At 69.9% G+C, this 13,965-nt stretch carries 12 protein-coding genes; 2 read left to right on the top strand and 10 right to left on the bottom strand.

All coding sequences use genetic code 11. The features are described 5' to 3' along the window. Positions 1 to 43: 43 nt before the first annotated feature. From ALIDE2_RS00835 to ALIDE2_RS00815, 5 genes are all read right to left on the bottom strand, one after another. Positions 44 to 1,027, bottom strand: coding sequence for a tripartite tricarboxylate transporter substrate binding protein (locus ALIDE2_RS00835; RefSeq protein WP_013517101.1), 984 nt, complete (start codon positions 1,025 to 1,027; stop codon positions 44 to 46). A gap of 17 nt (positions 1,028 to 1,044) precedes the next feature. Further along, positions 1,045 to 2,553 carry a class I adenylate-forming enzyme family protein gene (locus tag ALIDE2_RS00830; RefSeq protein WP_013721191.1) on the bottom strand — a complete coding sequence of 503 codons (1,509 nt, stop codon included), beginning with the start codon at positions 2,551 to 2,553 and terminating at the stop codon, positions 1,045 to 1,047. A gap of 1 nt (position 2,554) precedes the next feature. Continuing rightward, positions 2,555 to 3,535 carry a Bug family tripartite tricarboxylate transporter substrate binding protein gene (locus ALIDE2_RS00825; RefSeq protein WP_013517099.1) on the bottom strand — a complete coding sequence of 327 codons (981 nt, stop codon included), beginning with the start codon at positions 3,533 to 3,535 and terminating at the stop codon, positions 2,555 to 2,557. 179 nt (positions 3,536 to 3,714) lie between these two features. Beyond that, positions 3,715 to 4,914, bottom strand: coding sequence for a M20 aminoacylase family protein (locus ALIDE2_RS00820; RefSeq protein WP_013721190.1), 1,200 nt, complete (start codon positions 4,912 to 4,914; stop codon positions 3,715 to 3,717). Then, on the bottom strand, positions 4,911 to 5,894 hold the full coding sequence (locus tag ALIDE2_RS00815; protein ID WP_013721189.1) for a Bug family tripartite tricarboxylate transporter substrate binding protein: 984 nt from the start codon (positions 5,892 to 5,894) through the stop codon (positions 4,911 to 4,913). The genes ALIDE2_RS00820 and ALIDE2_RS00815 overlap by 4 nt, the downstream gene beginning before the upstream one ends. Before the next feature lie 109 nt (positions 5,895 to 6,003). On the opposite strand from ALIDE2_RS00815, the gene ALIDE2_RS00810 reads away from it, so the two are divergent. Next, positions 6,004 to 6,912 (top strand): LysR substrate-binding domain-containing protein, encoded by a 909-nt coding sequence (locus tag ALIDE2_RS00810; protein WP_013517096.1) that lies wholly within the window; start codon positions 6,004 to 6,006, stop codon positions 6,910 to 6,912. Positions 6,913 to 6,942: 30 nt separating this feature from the next. On the opposite strand, the gene ALIDE2_RS00805 is transcribed toward ALIDE2_RS00810, so the two are convergent. Genes ALIDE2_RS00805 through ALIDE2_RS00795 form a run of 3 tightly spaced genes read right to left on the bottom strand, consistent with a single transcriptional unit; the run spans position 6,943 to position 10,189 of the window. Next, a complete protein-coding gene (locus tag ALIDE2_RS00805) occupies positions 6,943 to 7,968 on the bottom strand; it encodes a tripartite tricarboxylate transporter substrate binding protein (protein ID WP_013517095.1) in 1,026 nt (341 codons plus the stop codon). Beyond that, on the bottom strand, positions 7,965 to 8,990 hold the full coding sequence (locus ALIDE2_RS00800) for an NADPH:quinone oxidoreductase family protein (RefSeq protein ID WP_013721188.1): 1,026 nt from the start codon (positions 8,988 to 8,990) through the stop codon (positions 7,965 to 7,967). The genes ALIDE2_RS00805 and ALIDE2_RS00800 overlap by 4 nt, the downstream gene beginning before the upstream one ends. 14 nt (positions 8,991 to 9,004) lie before the next feature. Then, entirely contained in the window at positions 9,005 to 10,189 is a 1,185-nt protein-coding gene (locus tag ALIDE2_RS00795; protein ID WP_013517093.1) for a CaiB/BaiF CoA transferase family protein, read from the bottom strand. A gap of 177 nt (positions 10,190 to 10,366) precedes the next feature. Between ALIDE2_RS00795 and ALIDE2_RS00790 the strand changes: the two genes are divergently transcribed. Further along, a complete protein-coding gene (locus ALIDE2_RS00790; RefSeq protein ID WP_013517092.1) occupies positions 10,367 to 11,290 on the top strand; it encodes a LysR family transcriptional regulator in 924 nt (307 codons plus the stop codon). 14 nt (positions 11,291 to 11,304) lie between these two features. On the opposite strand, the gene ALIDE2_RS00785 is transcribed toward ALIDE2_RS00790, so the two are convergent. Both ALIDE2_RS00785 and ALIDE2_RS00780 read right to left on the bottom strand, forming a co-directional pair. Continuing rightward, positions 11,305 to 12,513, bottom strand: a complete 1,209-nt coding sequence (locus ALIDE2_RS00785; RefSeq protein ID WP_013517091.1) for an acetyl-CoA C-acetyltransferase — start codon at positions 12,511 to 12,513, stop codon at positions 11,305 to 11,307. Positions 12,514 to 12,579: 66 nt separating this feature from the next. Continuing rightward, complete coding sequence (locus ALIDE2_RS00780) at positions 12,580 to 13,863, bottom strand: acetyl-CoA hydrolase/transferase family protein (RefSeq protein ID WP_013517090.1); 1,284 nt, start codon at positions 13,861 to 13,863, stop codon at positions 12,580 to 12,582. Positions 13,864 to 13,965 lie beyond the last annotated feature (102 nt).

Genomic DNA, 13,965 nt, shown 5'->3' with positions numbered 1-13,965 from the left:
GGGCTTACTCAGAAAGCGCTTGCAGCTATTCTTTCTGACAATCTCAGCCCGCCGTGATCCCGGCGGTCTTGATCACCTTGGCCCACTTGGCCAGCTCGGAGCGCAGGAACTGGCGCATCTCCTGCTGCGTGCCCGGCGCTGCCTCGGCGCCGGCGTCCAGCAGGCGCTGGCGCACGGCGGGGTCCCTAAAGGCGGTGTTGAAGTCTGCATTGATCTTGTCCAGCACGGCCTGGGGCGTCTTGGCGGGAGCGAACAGCGCGGCCCAGGAATAGGCCTCGTAGCCGGGAAGCCCCGCCTCGGCCGCAGTGGGCACGTCGGGCAGCATGGCCGAGCGCTGGCGGCTGGCCACGGCCAGCACCTTGATGCGCCCGCTCTTGATGTGCGGTAGCGCCGTGGGCGCGTCGCTGAACATCAGCTGCACCTGGCCGCCCAGCAGGTCGTTCATGGCCGGCGCGCTGCCCTTGTAGGGCACGTGCTGCAGCTTGGTGCCTGCCTCCATGTTGAACAGCTCGCCCGCCAGGTGCGTGCCGCCGCCATTGCCTGACGAGCCGTAGCTCAGGTTGCTGCCCGGCTTCCTGGCCAGGGCGATGAGCTCCTTGAGCGTATTGGCCGGAACCGACTGGTGCGCCACGATGAACACGGGGAACATGGCGGCGAAGCTGATGGGCGCAAAGTCGCGCTCGATGTCGTAGGGCAGGTTGCCCATCAGCGTGGGGTTGACCGAGTGGTGGATGGCGCCCATGAACAGGGTGTAGCCATCGGGCGCCTCGCGGGCCGCGGCCTGCGCGCCGACCACGCCGCCCGCGCCCGCGCGGTTGTCGATCACGGTGGGCGTCTTCCAGATCTCGGACAGCTTCACGCTCGCGGCACGCGCCGTGGTGTCCACGGGGCCGCCGGGCGGAAAGGGCACGATGAAGCGCACCGGCTTGGTGGGCCAGGCATCGGAGGCCAGGGCGGCGAAGGGCTGCGCGGCCGCGGCCAGCAGGCCGCCGGCGACCAGGCTGCGGCGTGTCATGTGGATGGGCATGGTGTGTCTTTCTTGATTCAAAGTTTGGCGGCCTGCTCTTGCAGTCGGCGCTTGAGCACCTTGCCGTTGTGGCTGGTGGGCAGCTCGGCCACGGTGACGATGTGGCTGGGCTGCTTGTAGGGCGCGAGCTGCTCGCGCAGCCGCGCGCGCGCGGCGGCCTCGTCGAAGGTGGCGCCGGCGCTCAGCTCGACGAAGGCGATGACCTCCTCGTTGCCGTCCTTCTCCGGGCGGCCGACGACGGCGCTGCGCTGCACGCCGGGCAGCTGGTTGAGCGCCAGCTCGACCTCGGCCGGATAGACGTTGAAGCCCGAGCGGATGATCATCTCCTTGAGGCGCCCGACGACGAACAGCGCGCCATCGGCATGCAGCTCGCCCAGGTCGCCGCTGGCGTACCAGCCGCCGTCGCGCATCACGGCGTTCGTGGCCTGCGGGTCGCGGAAATAGCCGCGCATCAGGCCGCGGCCGCGTATCCACAGCTCGCCGCGCTCGCCCGTGGGCACGGGCCGGCCGCTGGCCGGGTCGGTGACCTGCACCTCGGCGTCCTGCACCACGTAGCCCACGCTGGTGTCGGGGCGCTGCTCGGAGAGGCGCGTGAGGTGCACCGAGCCCGCGTACTCCGACAGGCCATAGCCGTGGTGCAGCGCCTGGCCGAAGGCGGCCTCCACGCGTTGCTTGAGCGTCAGGTCCAGCGGGCCAGCGCCGGTATAGACATAGCGGAGCAGCGGCGCCTCGGGGTGGGCGATGCTTCTCTCCCGCAGATGGGCCAGCAGGCGCGAAAAAAGCGCCGGCGGCCCCTGCAGCTGCGTCACGCCGTGGTGCGCCAGCGCGTCGAGCAGATCCTCTGGATCGAACTGCGGGCGCAGCACCAGCTGCGCGCCCGCGTGCAGAGAGGTCAGCAGCACCGTGGCCAGGCCGAAGATGTGCGTCATGGGCACGAAGGCGTAGCAGCGGTCCTGCGGGCCCAGGCCGCGCGACGCCGCCGACACGCGCGCGAAGTGGATCAGCGCCTCGTGCGTCACCATCACGCCCTTGGGCGCGCCCGTGGTGCCCGAGGTGAAGATCAGCGCCGCCACGTCGTCCTGCAGCGGCGGCGGCTCCACGGTCGCCTCGTCCCGCGCGGCGCCATGCTGCATGCCGGGCAGCACGCTGGCGACGGCCGCATGGCGCGCGGCATGGGCGGCGGCGCTCCTGGAACTGCTGGCGGTGAAGTACAGCACGCGCGCATCGGCCTTGGCGGCGAAGGCATCGACCTCGCCCGGCGCCATGCGCGCGTTCACGCCGCAGGACCACGCGCCCACGCGGCTGCAGGCCAGGATCAGCGCTGCGTGCTCGGGACAGTTCTCGGCCACGACGAGCACGCGGTCGCCGGCGCGCACGCCCAGGGCGCGCAGCTCGGCCTCGGCCGCGTCGGTGAGCGCGCCCAGGTCGGCGAAGCTCAGGCTGCGGCCGTCAGGCAGGTGGATGAAGGGCTGGCCGGGCGCCTCGGCCAGCCAGCGGTCCAGCAGTTGGTGGATGCGCTGCGCCATCTCAATCCACGGTGATGCCCTGGGTCACCGTGGCCCACATGGCGCGTTCCTTGGCGGCGCGCTCGGCCAGCTTCTGGGGGTTGCCCGTCCACTCGTCGTAGCCCAGGTCCTTGTAGCGCTTCTTCAGGTCCGGCTGCGCCAGGGCGGCATTCGTGGCCTTGTTGAGCTTGGCCACCAGCTCGGGCGCCATGCCCTTGGGGCCGTAGACGCCGTACCAGCCGCCCACATCGAAACCCTTGAGGCCCTCGATGCCGGATTCGGCGAAGGTGGGCACGTCGGGCAGCGAGGCGTTGCGCTGGGGCGAGGTGACGGCGATGGCGCGCACCTTGCCGCTATGGATGTAGGAGCTGGCGGTGCTGATGATGTCCAGCATCATGTTGAGCTGGCCGCCGATCACGTCGGTCATCGCCGGCGCGTTGCCCTTGTAGGGGATGTGGTTCATCTCGATGCCGCTGCGCCGGGCGAACAGCAACGCGCCCAGGTGGTTGGAGCCGCCCACGCCGGCCGAGCCGTAGGCCAGCTTGCCGGGATTGGCCTTGGCATAGGCCACCAGCTCCCGCACGTTCTTGTAGGGCTCGTTGTTGTTCACCACGAGCACGTTGTAGTAGCTCAGGATGGGCGCCACCGGGGCCAGGTCCTTGGCCGGGTCGAACGGCATCTTGGTCATCACGTTGGGGCTGATGGTGATGGTGGGGCTGGCGGCGAACCACAGCGTGAGGCCGTCGGGCTTGGCACGCACCACCTCGTTGCCCGCAATGGTGGCGTTGGCGCCGGGCTTGTTCTCCACCATGACCGGCATGCCCAGTTCCTTGGACAGCGCCTGGCCGAACAGGCGCGCGCCCTGATCCACGGGGCCGCCGGCGGCATAGCCCACGATGAGGCGCACGGGCTGCGCGTCCTGCGCGGCGGCAGGCAGCGCGGCAAGCAGCGACGGGGTGATGGCCAGGGCGGCCAGGGCCAGGCGGCGGGTGGGTGTGAGCATGGGTATATCTCCTGCAAGGACTCTCGGGAAACAGCGCGGCACCGCCATGGAGGCATGGCGTGCCCGCATGGCGCGAGATGGTGCGTCTTTACCAGCCCCCTGGGAATCTGCTTTTGCCGAAGCGGGGGTTTGGGTGCCGTTAGAGAGGGTTTACCCGGAGTGCGGCTGGCCCCCCTGTGTCAACACAGGAACCGCTGCGCCAGCTGGCTCCAGAAGGCCGCGCCGTAGGGCAGGTTGCAGTCGTTGAAGTCGTACTTCGGGTTGTGCAGGCCGCGCCCGCCATCGGCCGGGCCATTGCCGATGCGCACGAGCGCGCCGGGGCAGCGCTGCAGCATGTAGGCGAAGTCTTCGCTGCCCATGAGCCGGGGGTGTTCCAGGTCCACGGCGTCGGCGCCCACCAGGTCGGTGGCCACCTGCGCGGCGAGCGCCACGGCCTCGGGGTCGTTCACCAGCACCGGGTAGCCCTCGACGTAGTCGATCTCCGCGCGCGTGCCGTGCGCCTGCGCAATGCCGGTGGCGAGCGCCGTGATGCGCTCCTTGAGCAGGGCCCGCACCTGCGGCGCGAAGGAGCGCACGCTGAGGCCGATCTCGGCATCGGCGGGTATCACGTTCAAGGCGTCGCCGGCGCGCAGGCGCCCCACCGTGACCACGGCCGACTCGGCCGGGTCCACGTTGCGCGCGACCACCGTCTGCAGGCCCGTGACGATGGCCGCGGCGGCCACCAGCGGGTCTGCCGCCAGGTGCGGCCGCGCCGCATGCCCGCCCACCCCCAGGACCTTGATGAACACGCGGTCGCCCGCCGCCATGAAGGCGCCGCTGCGCAGGAGGAAGCGCCCCTGGGGCACGCCCGGGTGGTTGTGCATGGCGTACACCGCGTCGCAGGGGAAGCGCTCGAAGAGCCCATCGTCCACCATCGCCTTGCCGCCGCTGTCGAAGCCGCGCTCCTCGGCGGGCTGGAAGATCAGGTGCAGCGTGCCGCTGAAGTTGCGCTGGCGCGCCAGGTACTTGGCGGCGCCCAGCAGCATGGCCATGTGCCCGTCGTGCCCGCAGGCGTGCATCAGCCCCGGCGCGCGGCTGGCATGCGCCGCGCCGGTGGCCTCCTGGATGGGCAGCGCATCCATGTCGGCGCGGATGCCCAGGCGGCGGCTGCCGTCCCCCTGGCGCAGGGTGCCCACCACGCCGGTGCCGCCGATGCCGCGCGCTACCTCGTAGCCCCACTCCTGCAGCCGGCCCGCGACGAAGTCCGCCGTGCCGTGCTCGGCAAAGGCAAGCTCCGGGTTCTGGTGCAGGTGGCGGCGTATGGCCACCAGCTCCTGCTCGTAGGGCAGGAGCTGGTCGATCCGGGCATACGCCGCCCGGCGGTCCGGGGCGGCGCTCATTCGATGACGATGTTGTTCGCCTTGGCGATGCGTTGGTAGAACTTGATGCGCTCCACGATCTCCGCCTGGTAGGCCTGCGGCTTCACGTCCTCCGGCACCATCATGCCCCGCTCCACCCAGGTGGCCTGCGTGGCCGGGTCCTGCAGCACCTTGCGCACGGCCGAGTACAGGCGCCCGATGATGACGTCGGGGGTGTGGGCCGGGGCCGCCAGGCCGGTCCAGGACGTGAGGTTCAGGTCGGGCAGCTTCAGCTCGGCGAACGTGGGCACGTTGGGCAGCTGCGGCACGCGCTGGGGCGCGGCCACGGCCAGCGCGCGCAGCTTGCCGTTGCGGATGTTGGGCAGGTTCGAGGACAGGTTGTTCCACGCCAGCTGGACCTGCCCGGCGAGCAGGTCCGTCAGCGCCACGCCGGCGCCGCGGTACGGAATGTGGGTCACGTGTATCCGGGCCTGGGTCTTCAGCAGCTCCATGCTCAGGTGCGACACGGAGCCGACCCCCGCGCTGGCGTAGTTCAGCTTGCCGGGATTGGCCTGGGCGTACTTCACCAGGTCGGCGAACGTCTGCACTGGCACGCTGGCGTTCACCAGCAGCACGTTCGCCAGGCGGTCGATCAGGGTGATGGGCGCGAAGTCCTTCACCGCGTCGTAAGGCAGGTTGGGGTTCACGGCGGGGTTCACCACGTGCGTGCTCTGCGAGGCCACGACGAGGGTATAGCCATCGGGCTTGGCCTTGGCGACGAAAGCCGACCCCAGGGCGCCGCCGGCGCCGCCCTTGTTGTCCACGATCACGGGCACGCCCAGCTCGCGGCTCAGGCGGTCCGCCATCAGGCGGCCGGAATTGTCCACCGAGCCGCCGGGCGTGAACGGCACCACGAGCGTGATGGGCTTGGACGGATAGGCGTCCGCGGCATGGGCATGCACCCAGGGGGCCAGGCTGCCGGCGGCAGCCAGGCCAACGAATTCGCGTCGGTTGATTGGCATCTCTTGTCTCGGTGAAAAGCAGGGGGAAGCCAAAGGTTACGGACGCCGGGCAGCGCTGACAAACGACAATTTCGTCCTTTGCGATAACGCGGTGTAATACCCCCCCGGCATGAAGATCCTCTCTCCGTCACTGATCGAGCTGCACGCCTTCCTGGCCGTCTGCCGGCAGGGCAGCTTTCGCCGCGCGGCGGACGACCTGTGCGTGACCCAGGCCGCCGTGAGCCGCGCGGTGCAGCGCCTGGAAGAACACCTGGCCGCCGGGCGGCTGTTCGAGCGCTCCCCCGCCGGGGTGGTGCTCACGCCGCGCGGGGCGCAGTGGCGCAAGCTCGTCGAGCGCCATGTGCTGGCGCTGGAGTCGGCGGCGGAAACGCTGGGCCGGGCGTCGCGGCCCCGGCTCGTGCGCCTGAGCGTCATTCCCACCCTGAGCATCCAATGGCTCATGCCGCGGCTGCCCGGGTTCCACGAGCGCAGCCCCGGCGTGAAGGTGGAGCTCAGGCAGTTCCGGCACGACGAGGACTTCACGCGCGACGACGTCGACCTGTGGCTGGACGTGAAGCGCCCCAGCCGCCGCTGGCCCGAGCGCATACAGACCCGCTACCTGATCGGCCGCGAACTCATCCCCGTGTGCACCGCGCGCCTGGCCAAGGCGTACCGCACGCCGCGCGACCTGCAGGGCGCAACCCTGCTGCACCACACGAATTTCCCCGACAACTGGGCACGCTGGTTCGCCAAGGCCGGCGCGCCCTGCACGCCGCGCCTGGGGCCCGGGTTCGATCTGACGATGCACCTCATCGTCGCCGCCAAGGCCGAGATGGGCGTCGCCGTGGTCCCCGCCTGCCTGGTGGAGCGCGAACTGCGGGCCGGCGAGCTGGTCATGCCGTTCGACGTCGAGGTGTCATCCGGGCGCGGCTACTTCCTATGCTGGAAGCGCGACGCCGCCGCCTTCGCGGCGCGGGAAGAATTCTCTGGCTGGCTCCTGGAGCAGGCACACGCCGGGGGCGGCCCGGGGGCAGGGTGACAAGGTCTTCGAGCTTGAAAGGGATGGCTCCTAGTCGGCCTTGGCACCGGACAGCCGCACGATCTCGGCCCACTTCTTCTCTTCGGATTTCATGTAGGCCTCGAACTCCTGAGGACTGGAGCCCACGGGCTCGGCCCCCATGCGCTGGTACTGCGCCGCGACTTCGGGTTTCCTGAGCGCCTCCTGCGCGGCCTTCGCCAGCACCCCCACCACGTCCGCAGGCGTGTTCCTCGGCGCCCACAGCCCGTACCAGGTGCTGGTTTCGAAGCCGGCGACCCCTGCCTCCTGCATGGTCGGTACCTGTGGCAATGAGCTGGAGCGTTTTCTGGTCGTGACGGCAAGCGCCTTGAGTTTTCCCGATGTGATGAACGGCATGGCCGAAGGCATGGAGTCGAACATCAGCTGCACCTGCCCGCCCATCAGGTCGGTGAGCGCGGGCGAGCTTCCCTTGTAGGGCACGTGCTGCATCGCAATGCCCGTCCGTATCTTGAACAGCTCGCCCGAGAGGTGCTGCGACGAGGCGTTGCCCGCCGACGCGAAGTTCACCGCGCCCTTGCTCTGCTTCAGGTAGGCGATCAGCTCCTGCACGCTGGATACGGGCATGTCGCTCCTGACGACCAGCACCAGGGGCACGTCGACGATCTGGGTGATGGGCGCGAAGTCGTTGAACGCGTCGTACGGCACCTTGTCGTACACGGCGGGGTTGATGACGTGCAGCGAGGCGTTGCTCAGCAGCGTGTACCCGTCCGCCGGGGCTTTCGCCACCATTGCCGAGCCCACCATGCCGCTGGCTCCGGGCTTGTTGTCGACGAAGATGCTCTGCTTCAGTATGTCGCCCATCGCGACCGCGACCACGCGCCCCACCAGGTCCGTGGGGCCACCCGGTGGATAGGGCACGACCAGCCTGATCGGCGCCTTGGGATAGTCCGTCGCCGCCCGTGCCACCGCTGGCGCCAGGGCCGCCGCCCCGAGTGCCGCCGCAGACGCCAGTGCCTGCAACGCCTTGCGCCTGCTGCCATGCCACGCGGGGGTGGCGTGATGGGGGTGCTGCTTCATGGTATGTCTCCTTTGATTGCGAGTGCGACTTTCCCCACCACGTTGCGGCCGTGCAAAGCACTCAATGCCTGGCAGAGTTGGTCCATGGGAAAAACCTGGGTGACGGCCGGATGGATGGCCCCGCGCCGGGCCAGCGCGAAGAGCTCGGCCATCATGGCCTGCATCTGCGCCGCGTATTTCACGCGCTCGTTGGCCGGTGTCCAGCCTATGTATTGGCCATAGAAGAAGCCGAACACGGTGAGGTTCTTGACCAGCAGGATGTTCATGGGAACCTGGGGAATCGTTCCACTGGCAAAGCCTATGCTGACGATCTTTCCGTTCTGCGCGGTGCAGCGCAGCGCCTGCAGCAGCAGGTCGCCGCCGACGGGGTCGAACACCAGGTCCGCGCCCCGCCCCTGCGTGAGCTTCTTGACCTGCCCGATCAGGCCGTCCGGCCCGACCGCATGGTGCGCGCCGCCCTGCAGTGCGGCCTGGCGCTTCTGCGCGCTGCTGGCGCAGGCGATGACCGTGACGCCTTCGACAAGCCGCGCCAGCTCGACCGCCGCGGCGCCAACCCCCGAGCCCGCGCCCAGCACCAGGACGGTGTCGCCCTGGCGCAGCTGCGCCCGCCAGTGCAGCGCCGCATAGGCCGTTCCGTAGGAAATCGGCACGGCAAGCGCCTGCAGCGCACCGAGCCCGGCGACGATGGGGTACACGGTAGCGCCATGCACCACGATCTGCTCGCCGTAAGCCCCCCAGTCGCAGATGAAGGCCACCAGGTCCCCCGGCCTGACGTGGCCGACGTCGCCGCCGCAGGCAAGCACCCGGCCCACGCCTTCCGTGCCGGGCACGAAGGGAAGCGGCGGGGTCTTTTGATAGCGGCCCTCGATCAGCAGCCCGGTGGCGTGGCTCACCGTGGCGTAGTGCACTTCGATCAGCACTTCGTCCATGCCGGCCCGGGGGGCCGGTGCGACATCCTGCAGCGCGACCACGTCCTGCGGCGGGCCGAATTCCCGGCAGACGAGAGCTTTCATGGTGTTCATCCCTGACCTCCGATTCAAACCGCGACGACCTGCTGCGCGACGAGCGCAGCGATTTCCTGCGCATCCAGGCCAAGGCCGTGCAGGATGGCCTGGCTGTGCTCGCCTATGCGCGGCGCCGGCTGCGCAGCGCCCGCATGGCAGGCCCACGGCGCCGCGGCCCACAGCAGCGGCCCGAAGCCCGGCTGCTCAATGGTCTGGAACGTGTGCAAATGCCTGGCCTGCGGATGCTCCACCACGCCCCTGCCTTCCCGGACACGGGCGTGCAGCACCTGGTGCTGCCCGAGCAGCGCCTCCAGCTGCGCCAGCGATTGGGGCGCGACCTTCCGGGACAGTTCGGCATGCAGCAGCGCCTTGTGCTCCAGGCGCAGCGCGTTGCTGGCAAAGCGCGGGTCGGTTTCCCAGTGCCGCAGGTCGAAGGCCTTGCAGATCCTCAGGAACTGCTCGTTGTTCAAGGCCAGTATGGTCAGCTTGCCGTCCGCGGCGTCGAATATCCCGTTGGGCGCGCTGACGGGTTGCCGGGCGGCCTGCGCGCCGGCCAGCTCCTCGGAGAAGACCGTGGACTGCAGCGCGCAGCAGACGTTGAACAGGCTGATCTGCACGTGGCTGCCCTCCGCGGTACGGGTCTTGTGCAGCAGCGCCGCGGTGCATGCCTGCGCCGCGTACACGCCGGCGGCTATATCGGCCAGCAGCAGGCCTATGCGCTGCGGCGTTCCGCCGGCATCCCGGTTGGTGTGCATCAGGCCCGAGTCCGCCTGCATGACGGAATCGGTGGCCGGATGGTCAGCGAACGGCCCGTCCGGCCCGTAGCCGCTGATGGACACGTACACGGGCCCGAGGCCGCGCGCCCGCAGGCTTTCGTAGTCCAGGCCCAGGCGCTCCACAACCTGGGGGCGGAAGTTCTGCACGATGACGTCGGCCCGTTCCGCCAACCGCAGGATCACCGCCCTGCCTTCCGGGCGCCTGGCGTCGATGGCCAGGCTTTGCTTGCCGCTGTTATAGGTGCTGGAAATGGTGCTGTGTCCGTCGCTGGCAACGCCAACGTGGCGCCCCCAGTCGCCCTGGGGCGGCTCGACCTTGATGACCCTCGCGCCCTGGCCAGCCAGCAGCTGCGCACAGTAAGGGCCTGCCACACCCTGGCTCAGATCCAGCACGGTGAATCCCTGCAGCGGCATGAGTTCCTGGACCGGCGTCGTACCCATTCATCATCTCCTTCGCCGGGAAGGCCGCGGCGCTGGCCGCCGCCTGCCCTTCCCGGTCGTCATGTTCGCAGGCATGGTAGGCGGCGCAGCCGATGCTGGGAATCCGCAAAAAATAGCCAGCGATGTTGATTCGTGCTCAACAATCAGCGCATCGAACGAATGGCCCGGGGAGGCTGCATGGATCTGAATCTGGTGCGCATGTTCATCGCGATCGCGGAGTCCAGGAATCTCACCGACGCCGCGAGGCGATCGGGCATGACGCGTTCCAATGTCTCGCGCCGCCTCAAGGCGCTGGAGCGGGAATACGGCGCGCAGCTGCTGCGCCGCACGACGAGACATGTGGAGCTGACGCAGGCCGGGCGCATTCTTTACGGGCACTGCCAGCAGGCCATGAACGAGCTGCAGGACGCGCAGCGCAAGATCGAACAGATGCACCGCACCGTCAGCGGCGAAATACGGGTGCGCATCCCCACCGGGCTGGGGCACTTCTATCTCAAGCCCCTGATCCTGGAGTTCTGCAAGAACCACCCGGAGCTCCAGCTGCGCCTGGTCATCAACGACCAGATCCACGATCTGGTGGCGTCCAAGGTCGATCTGGCGATCCACATCACCTCGGCCCCCCTGGTCGACCATGTCGCGACCAAGGTGTGCGACATCCGCTGGTGCCTGGTCTGCACGCCGCAGTACCTGCAACAGCATGCGCTGCACCTGGAGCAGCCCGTGGACCTGAAGCAGGCCCGGCTGATCGCGCCCCTGGCGCTGGGACAGAGGGTGGAGTTCACCGGCCCGGGCGGCGCGGGCAAGGTGCTGGTGCAGCACGGCGCATCCATCCAGTCGGGCGACTACCAGTTCCTGTTCAACGCGGCGTCGCAGGGCCTGGGCATCGCCCTGCTGCCCAGCTACGCCGTGTGCGAAGCGCTCAAGCGCGGCGACCTGGTGCGCGTGCTGCAGCGCTACGAGGTCATGGGCATCGGCAATGCGCTATACGTCGTGCGGGCATCCAACCGCCAGCCATCGGCGGCCACCGTGGCGTTCATCGACCTGCTCACCACGTCCGTGCGCGCAATGGCGCCGCACTGGGACCTGCACGATGCGCCATGACCGGGCGCATCAGGTCACACGCGCTCGAACACCGCCGCGATGCCCTGCCCGCCGCCGATGCACATGGTCTCCAGGCCGTAGCGGCCCTTGCGGCGCTGCAGCTCGTGCAGCAGCGTGGCCAGGATGCGCACGCCGGTGGCGCCGATGGGGTGGCCCAGCGAGATGCCCGAGCCGTTCACGTTGAGCTTGTGCTCGATGGCGCCCTGGTCCTGCCAGCCCCAGCCCTTGAGCACGGCCAGCACCTGGCAGGCGAAGGCTTCGTTGAGCTCCACGAGGTCCATGTCGTCGATCTTCAGGCTCAGGCGCGCCAGCAGCTTCTTGACGGCCGGCACCGGGCCTATGCCCATGTGCGAGGGCTCACAGCCCGCCGCGGCCCAGCCGACCAGCGTGGCCATGGGTGTCAGGCCCAGCTCGGCCAGCTTGTCCTCGGCCACGATCAGGCAGGCGGCGCTGGCATCGTTCTGCTGGCTGGCGTTGCCGGCCGTCACGGTGCCGTTCGGCATGAGCACGCGCAGCTTGGCCAGGCTCTCGGTCGTCACGTCGGCGCGGAAGCCTTCGTCCCTGGCGAACGTGACCGGATCGCCCTTGCGCTGGGGCACCTGCACGGGGACGACCTCGTCGGCGAAACGCCCCGCGGCCCAGGCCGCCGCCGCGCGCTGGTGGCTGCGCAGGGCGTAGGCGTCGGCCTCATCGCGCGTGATGGAGTAGTCGCGCGCCAGGTTCTCGGCGGTCTCGATCATCCCGGAGATCTTGCCGAAGCGCTCCACGGGCTGCGAGCGCTCGCGCCCGCGGTCCAGCCGGTCGTAGAAGCGCACGTTGCCCGAGCGCGCCCCCCAGCGCATGTCGGTGCTGTAGTACTCGATGTTGCTCATGCTCTCCACGCCGCCGGCGATCACGACGTCGGCGGCGCCGCTCTGCACCATCATCGAGGCCGTGACGATGGCCTGCAGGCCGCCGCCGCAGCGCCGGTCGAGCTGCATGCCCGGCACCTCCACGGGCAGGCCGGCCTGCAGCGCGGCCCAGCGGCCCACGCAGGGCACCTCGCTGTTGGCGTACGACTGGGCCATGACCACGTCGTCGATGCGTGCGGGGTCTATGCCGCTCTTCTGGACCACGGCGCGCACGGTGGTGGCGGCCAGCTCCTCGACGGGCACGGGCCGCAGGCTGCCTCCGAAGGTGCCGACGGGGGTGCGGACGGGGGTGACGATGGCGGCTCTGCGCATGATGCTTCTCCTTGGAGTTTGAATAAAAATGGCCTATAGCGCTTATCCGGCAAGCGCTTACAGCTATTACTTTTGATTGAACGCGGCGCCACAGCGGCGCAGCGTCTCGTAGGCCTGGCGCTCCAGGTCCTCGCGGTGTTCGGGCGCGGCGATGTCAATCAGCCGGCGCACGCGGCGCGACAGCGGCTGGCCGCGCAGGTCGGCCACGCCATGCTCGGTGACGATCAGGCCCGCGTCGCTGCGCGGCGTGCTCACGGGGCCAGACAGCCGGGCCACGATGCGGCTGGCGCCCTTGGCCGTGGCCGGCAGCGCCACGATGGGCAGGCCGCCCTTGCTGCGCGCCGCGCCGCGCAGGAAGTCCACCGCGCCGCCCACGGCGCCCACGTAGCAGCCCGCGGCCACTTCGGCGTTGATCTGGCCCGTGAGGTCCACCTCGATGGCGGCGTTGATGGCGGCCAGCTTGTGGCTGGCGGCCAGCACCTCGGGGTCGTGCGTGTACTCGGTGCCGCGCAGGGCGAGCTGCTGGTTGCGGTGCGCCCAGCGGCGCAGGCATTCGCTGCCCATGAGGATGCCGCCCACGCCCACGCCGGCGTCCACGCTCTTCTTCGCGTTGGTCAGCACGCCGGCCTCGGCGAGCCGGGCGATGCCGTCGCCCACCGCGCCGCTGTGCAGGCCCAGGTCGCGGTGGCCGTGCAGCGCGGCGAGCACGGCCTCGGGCAGGTTGCCCACGCCCAGCTGCAGCGTGGCGCCGTCCTCGACCAGCGCGGCGATGTGGCGCGCGATGGCCTGCTCCGCCGGGCCGGGCGCGCTGCGGCTTTGCTCCAGCGGCGGGTGCTCGGCGTCGATGCACAGTGCGAAGTCGCCGGTCCGCAGGTGCACGCCGCCGTGCGTCCAGGGGATGCCGGGGTTGACCTCGGCGATCACCACGCGCGCCTTCTCCAGCGCCGCGGGCAGGTATTCCTGCGCCAGCCCCAGGCTGTAGCGGCCTTGCTCGTCGGGCGGCGAGACCTGCAGCAGCACCACGTCGACAGGCAGCACGCCCGCGCGGATCAGGCCCGGCAGGTGCGAGTAGTGGCAGGGCAGGATGTCGAGCACGCCCGCGTCGGCCAGCCTGCGGTGCGCGCCGCCCGCGGCGTAGCCGAAGAAGTCGATCGCGTCGGCCTGCTCGGGCGCGAGCGTGTCCGACGCGGCGATGCCCACGAACACGCGCAGCCTTGCGCCCTGGGCCAGCGCATGGCGGTGCGCGGTCACGGCGCGCGTGAGCGTGAGCGGCTCGGCCGTGGTCTGGCCCCACCAGAGCGTGTCGCCGGGGCGGATGAGCTGCCGCAGCCGATCGGCTAATGCGCTCATATCAGTTTTCCATGGCGCCGAGCGCCACCAGTGAACCATGAAACCGGTGCGCCGGCGGACGCCGTGGAGCAGGCTTTGCCCGGCCACTGGCGTCGGCCCCCT

Origin of the sequence: Alicycliphilus denitrificans K601, from assembly GCF_000204645.1 — a bacterium.
In the GTDB taxonomy this organism is placed as follows: Bacteria; Pseudomonadota; Gammaproteobacteria; order Burkholderiales; family Burkholderiaceae_C; genus Alicycliphilus; species Alicycliphilus denitrificans.
The sequence above is the reverse complement of the archived record's forward strand: the minus strand, read 5'-3'. Positions and strand labels throughout refer to the sequence as shown.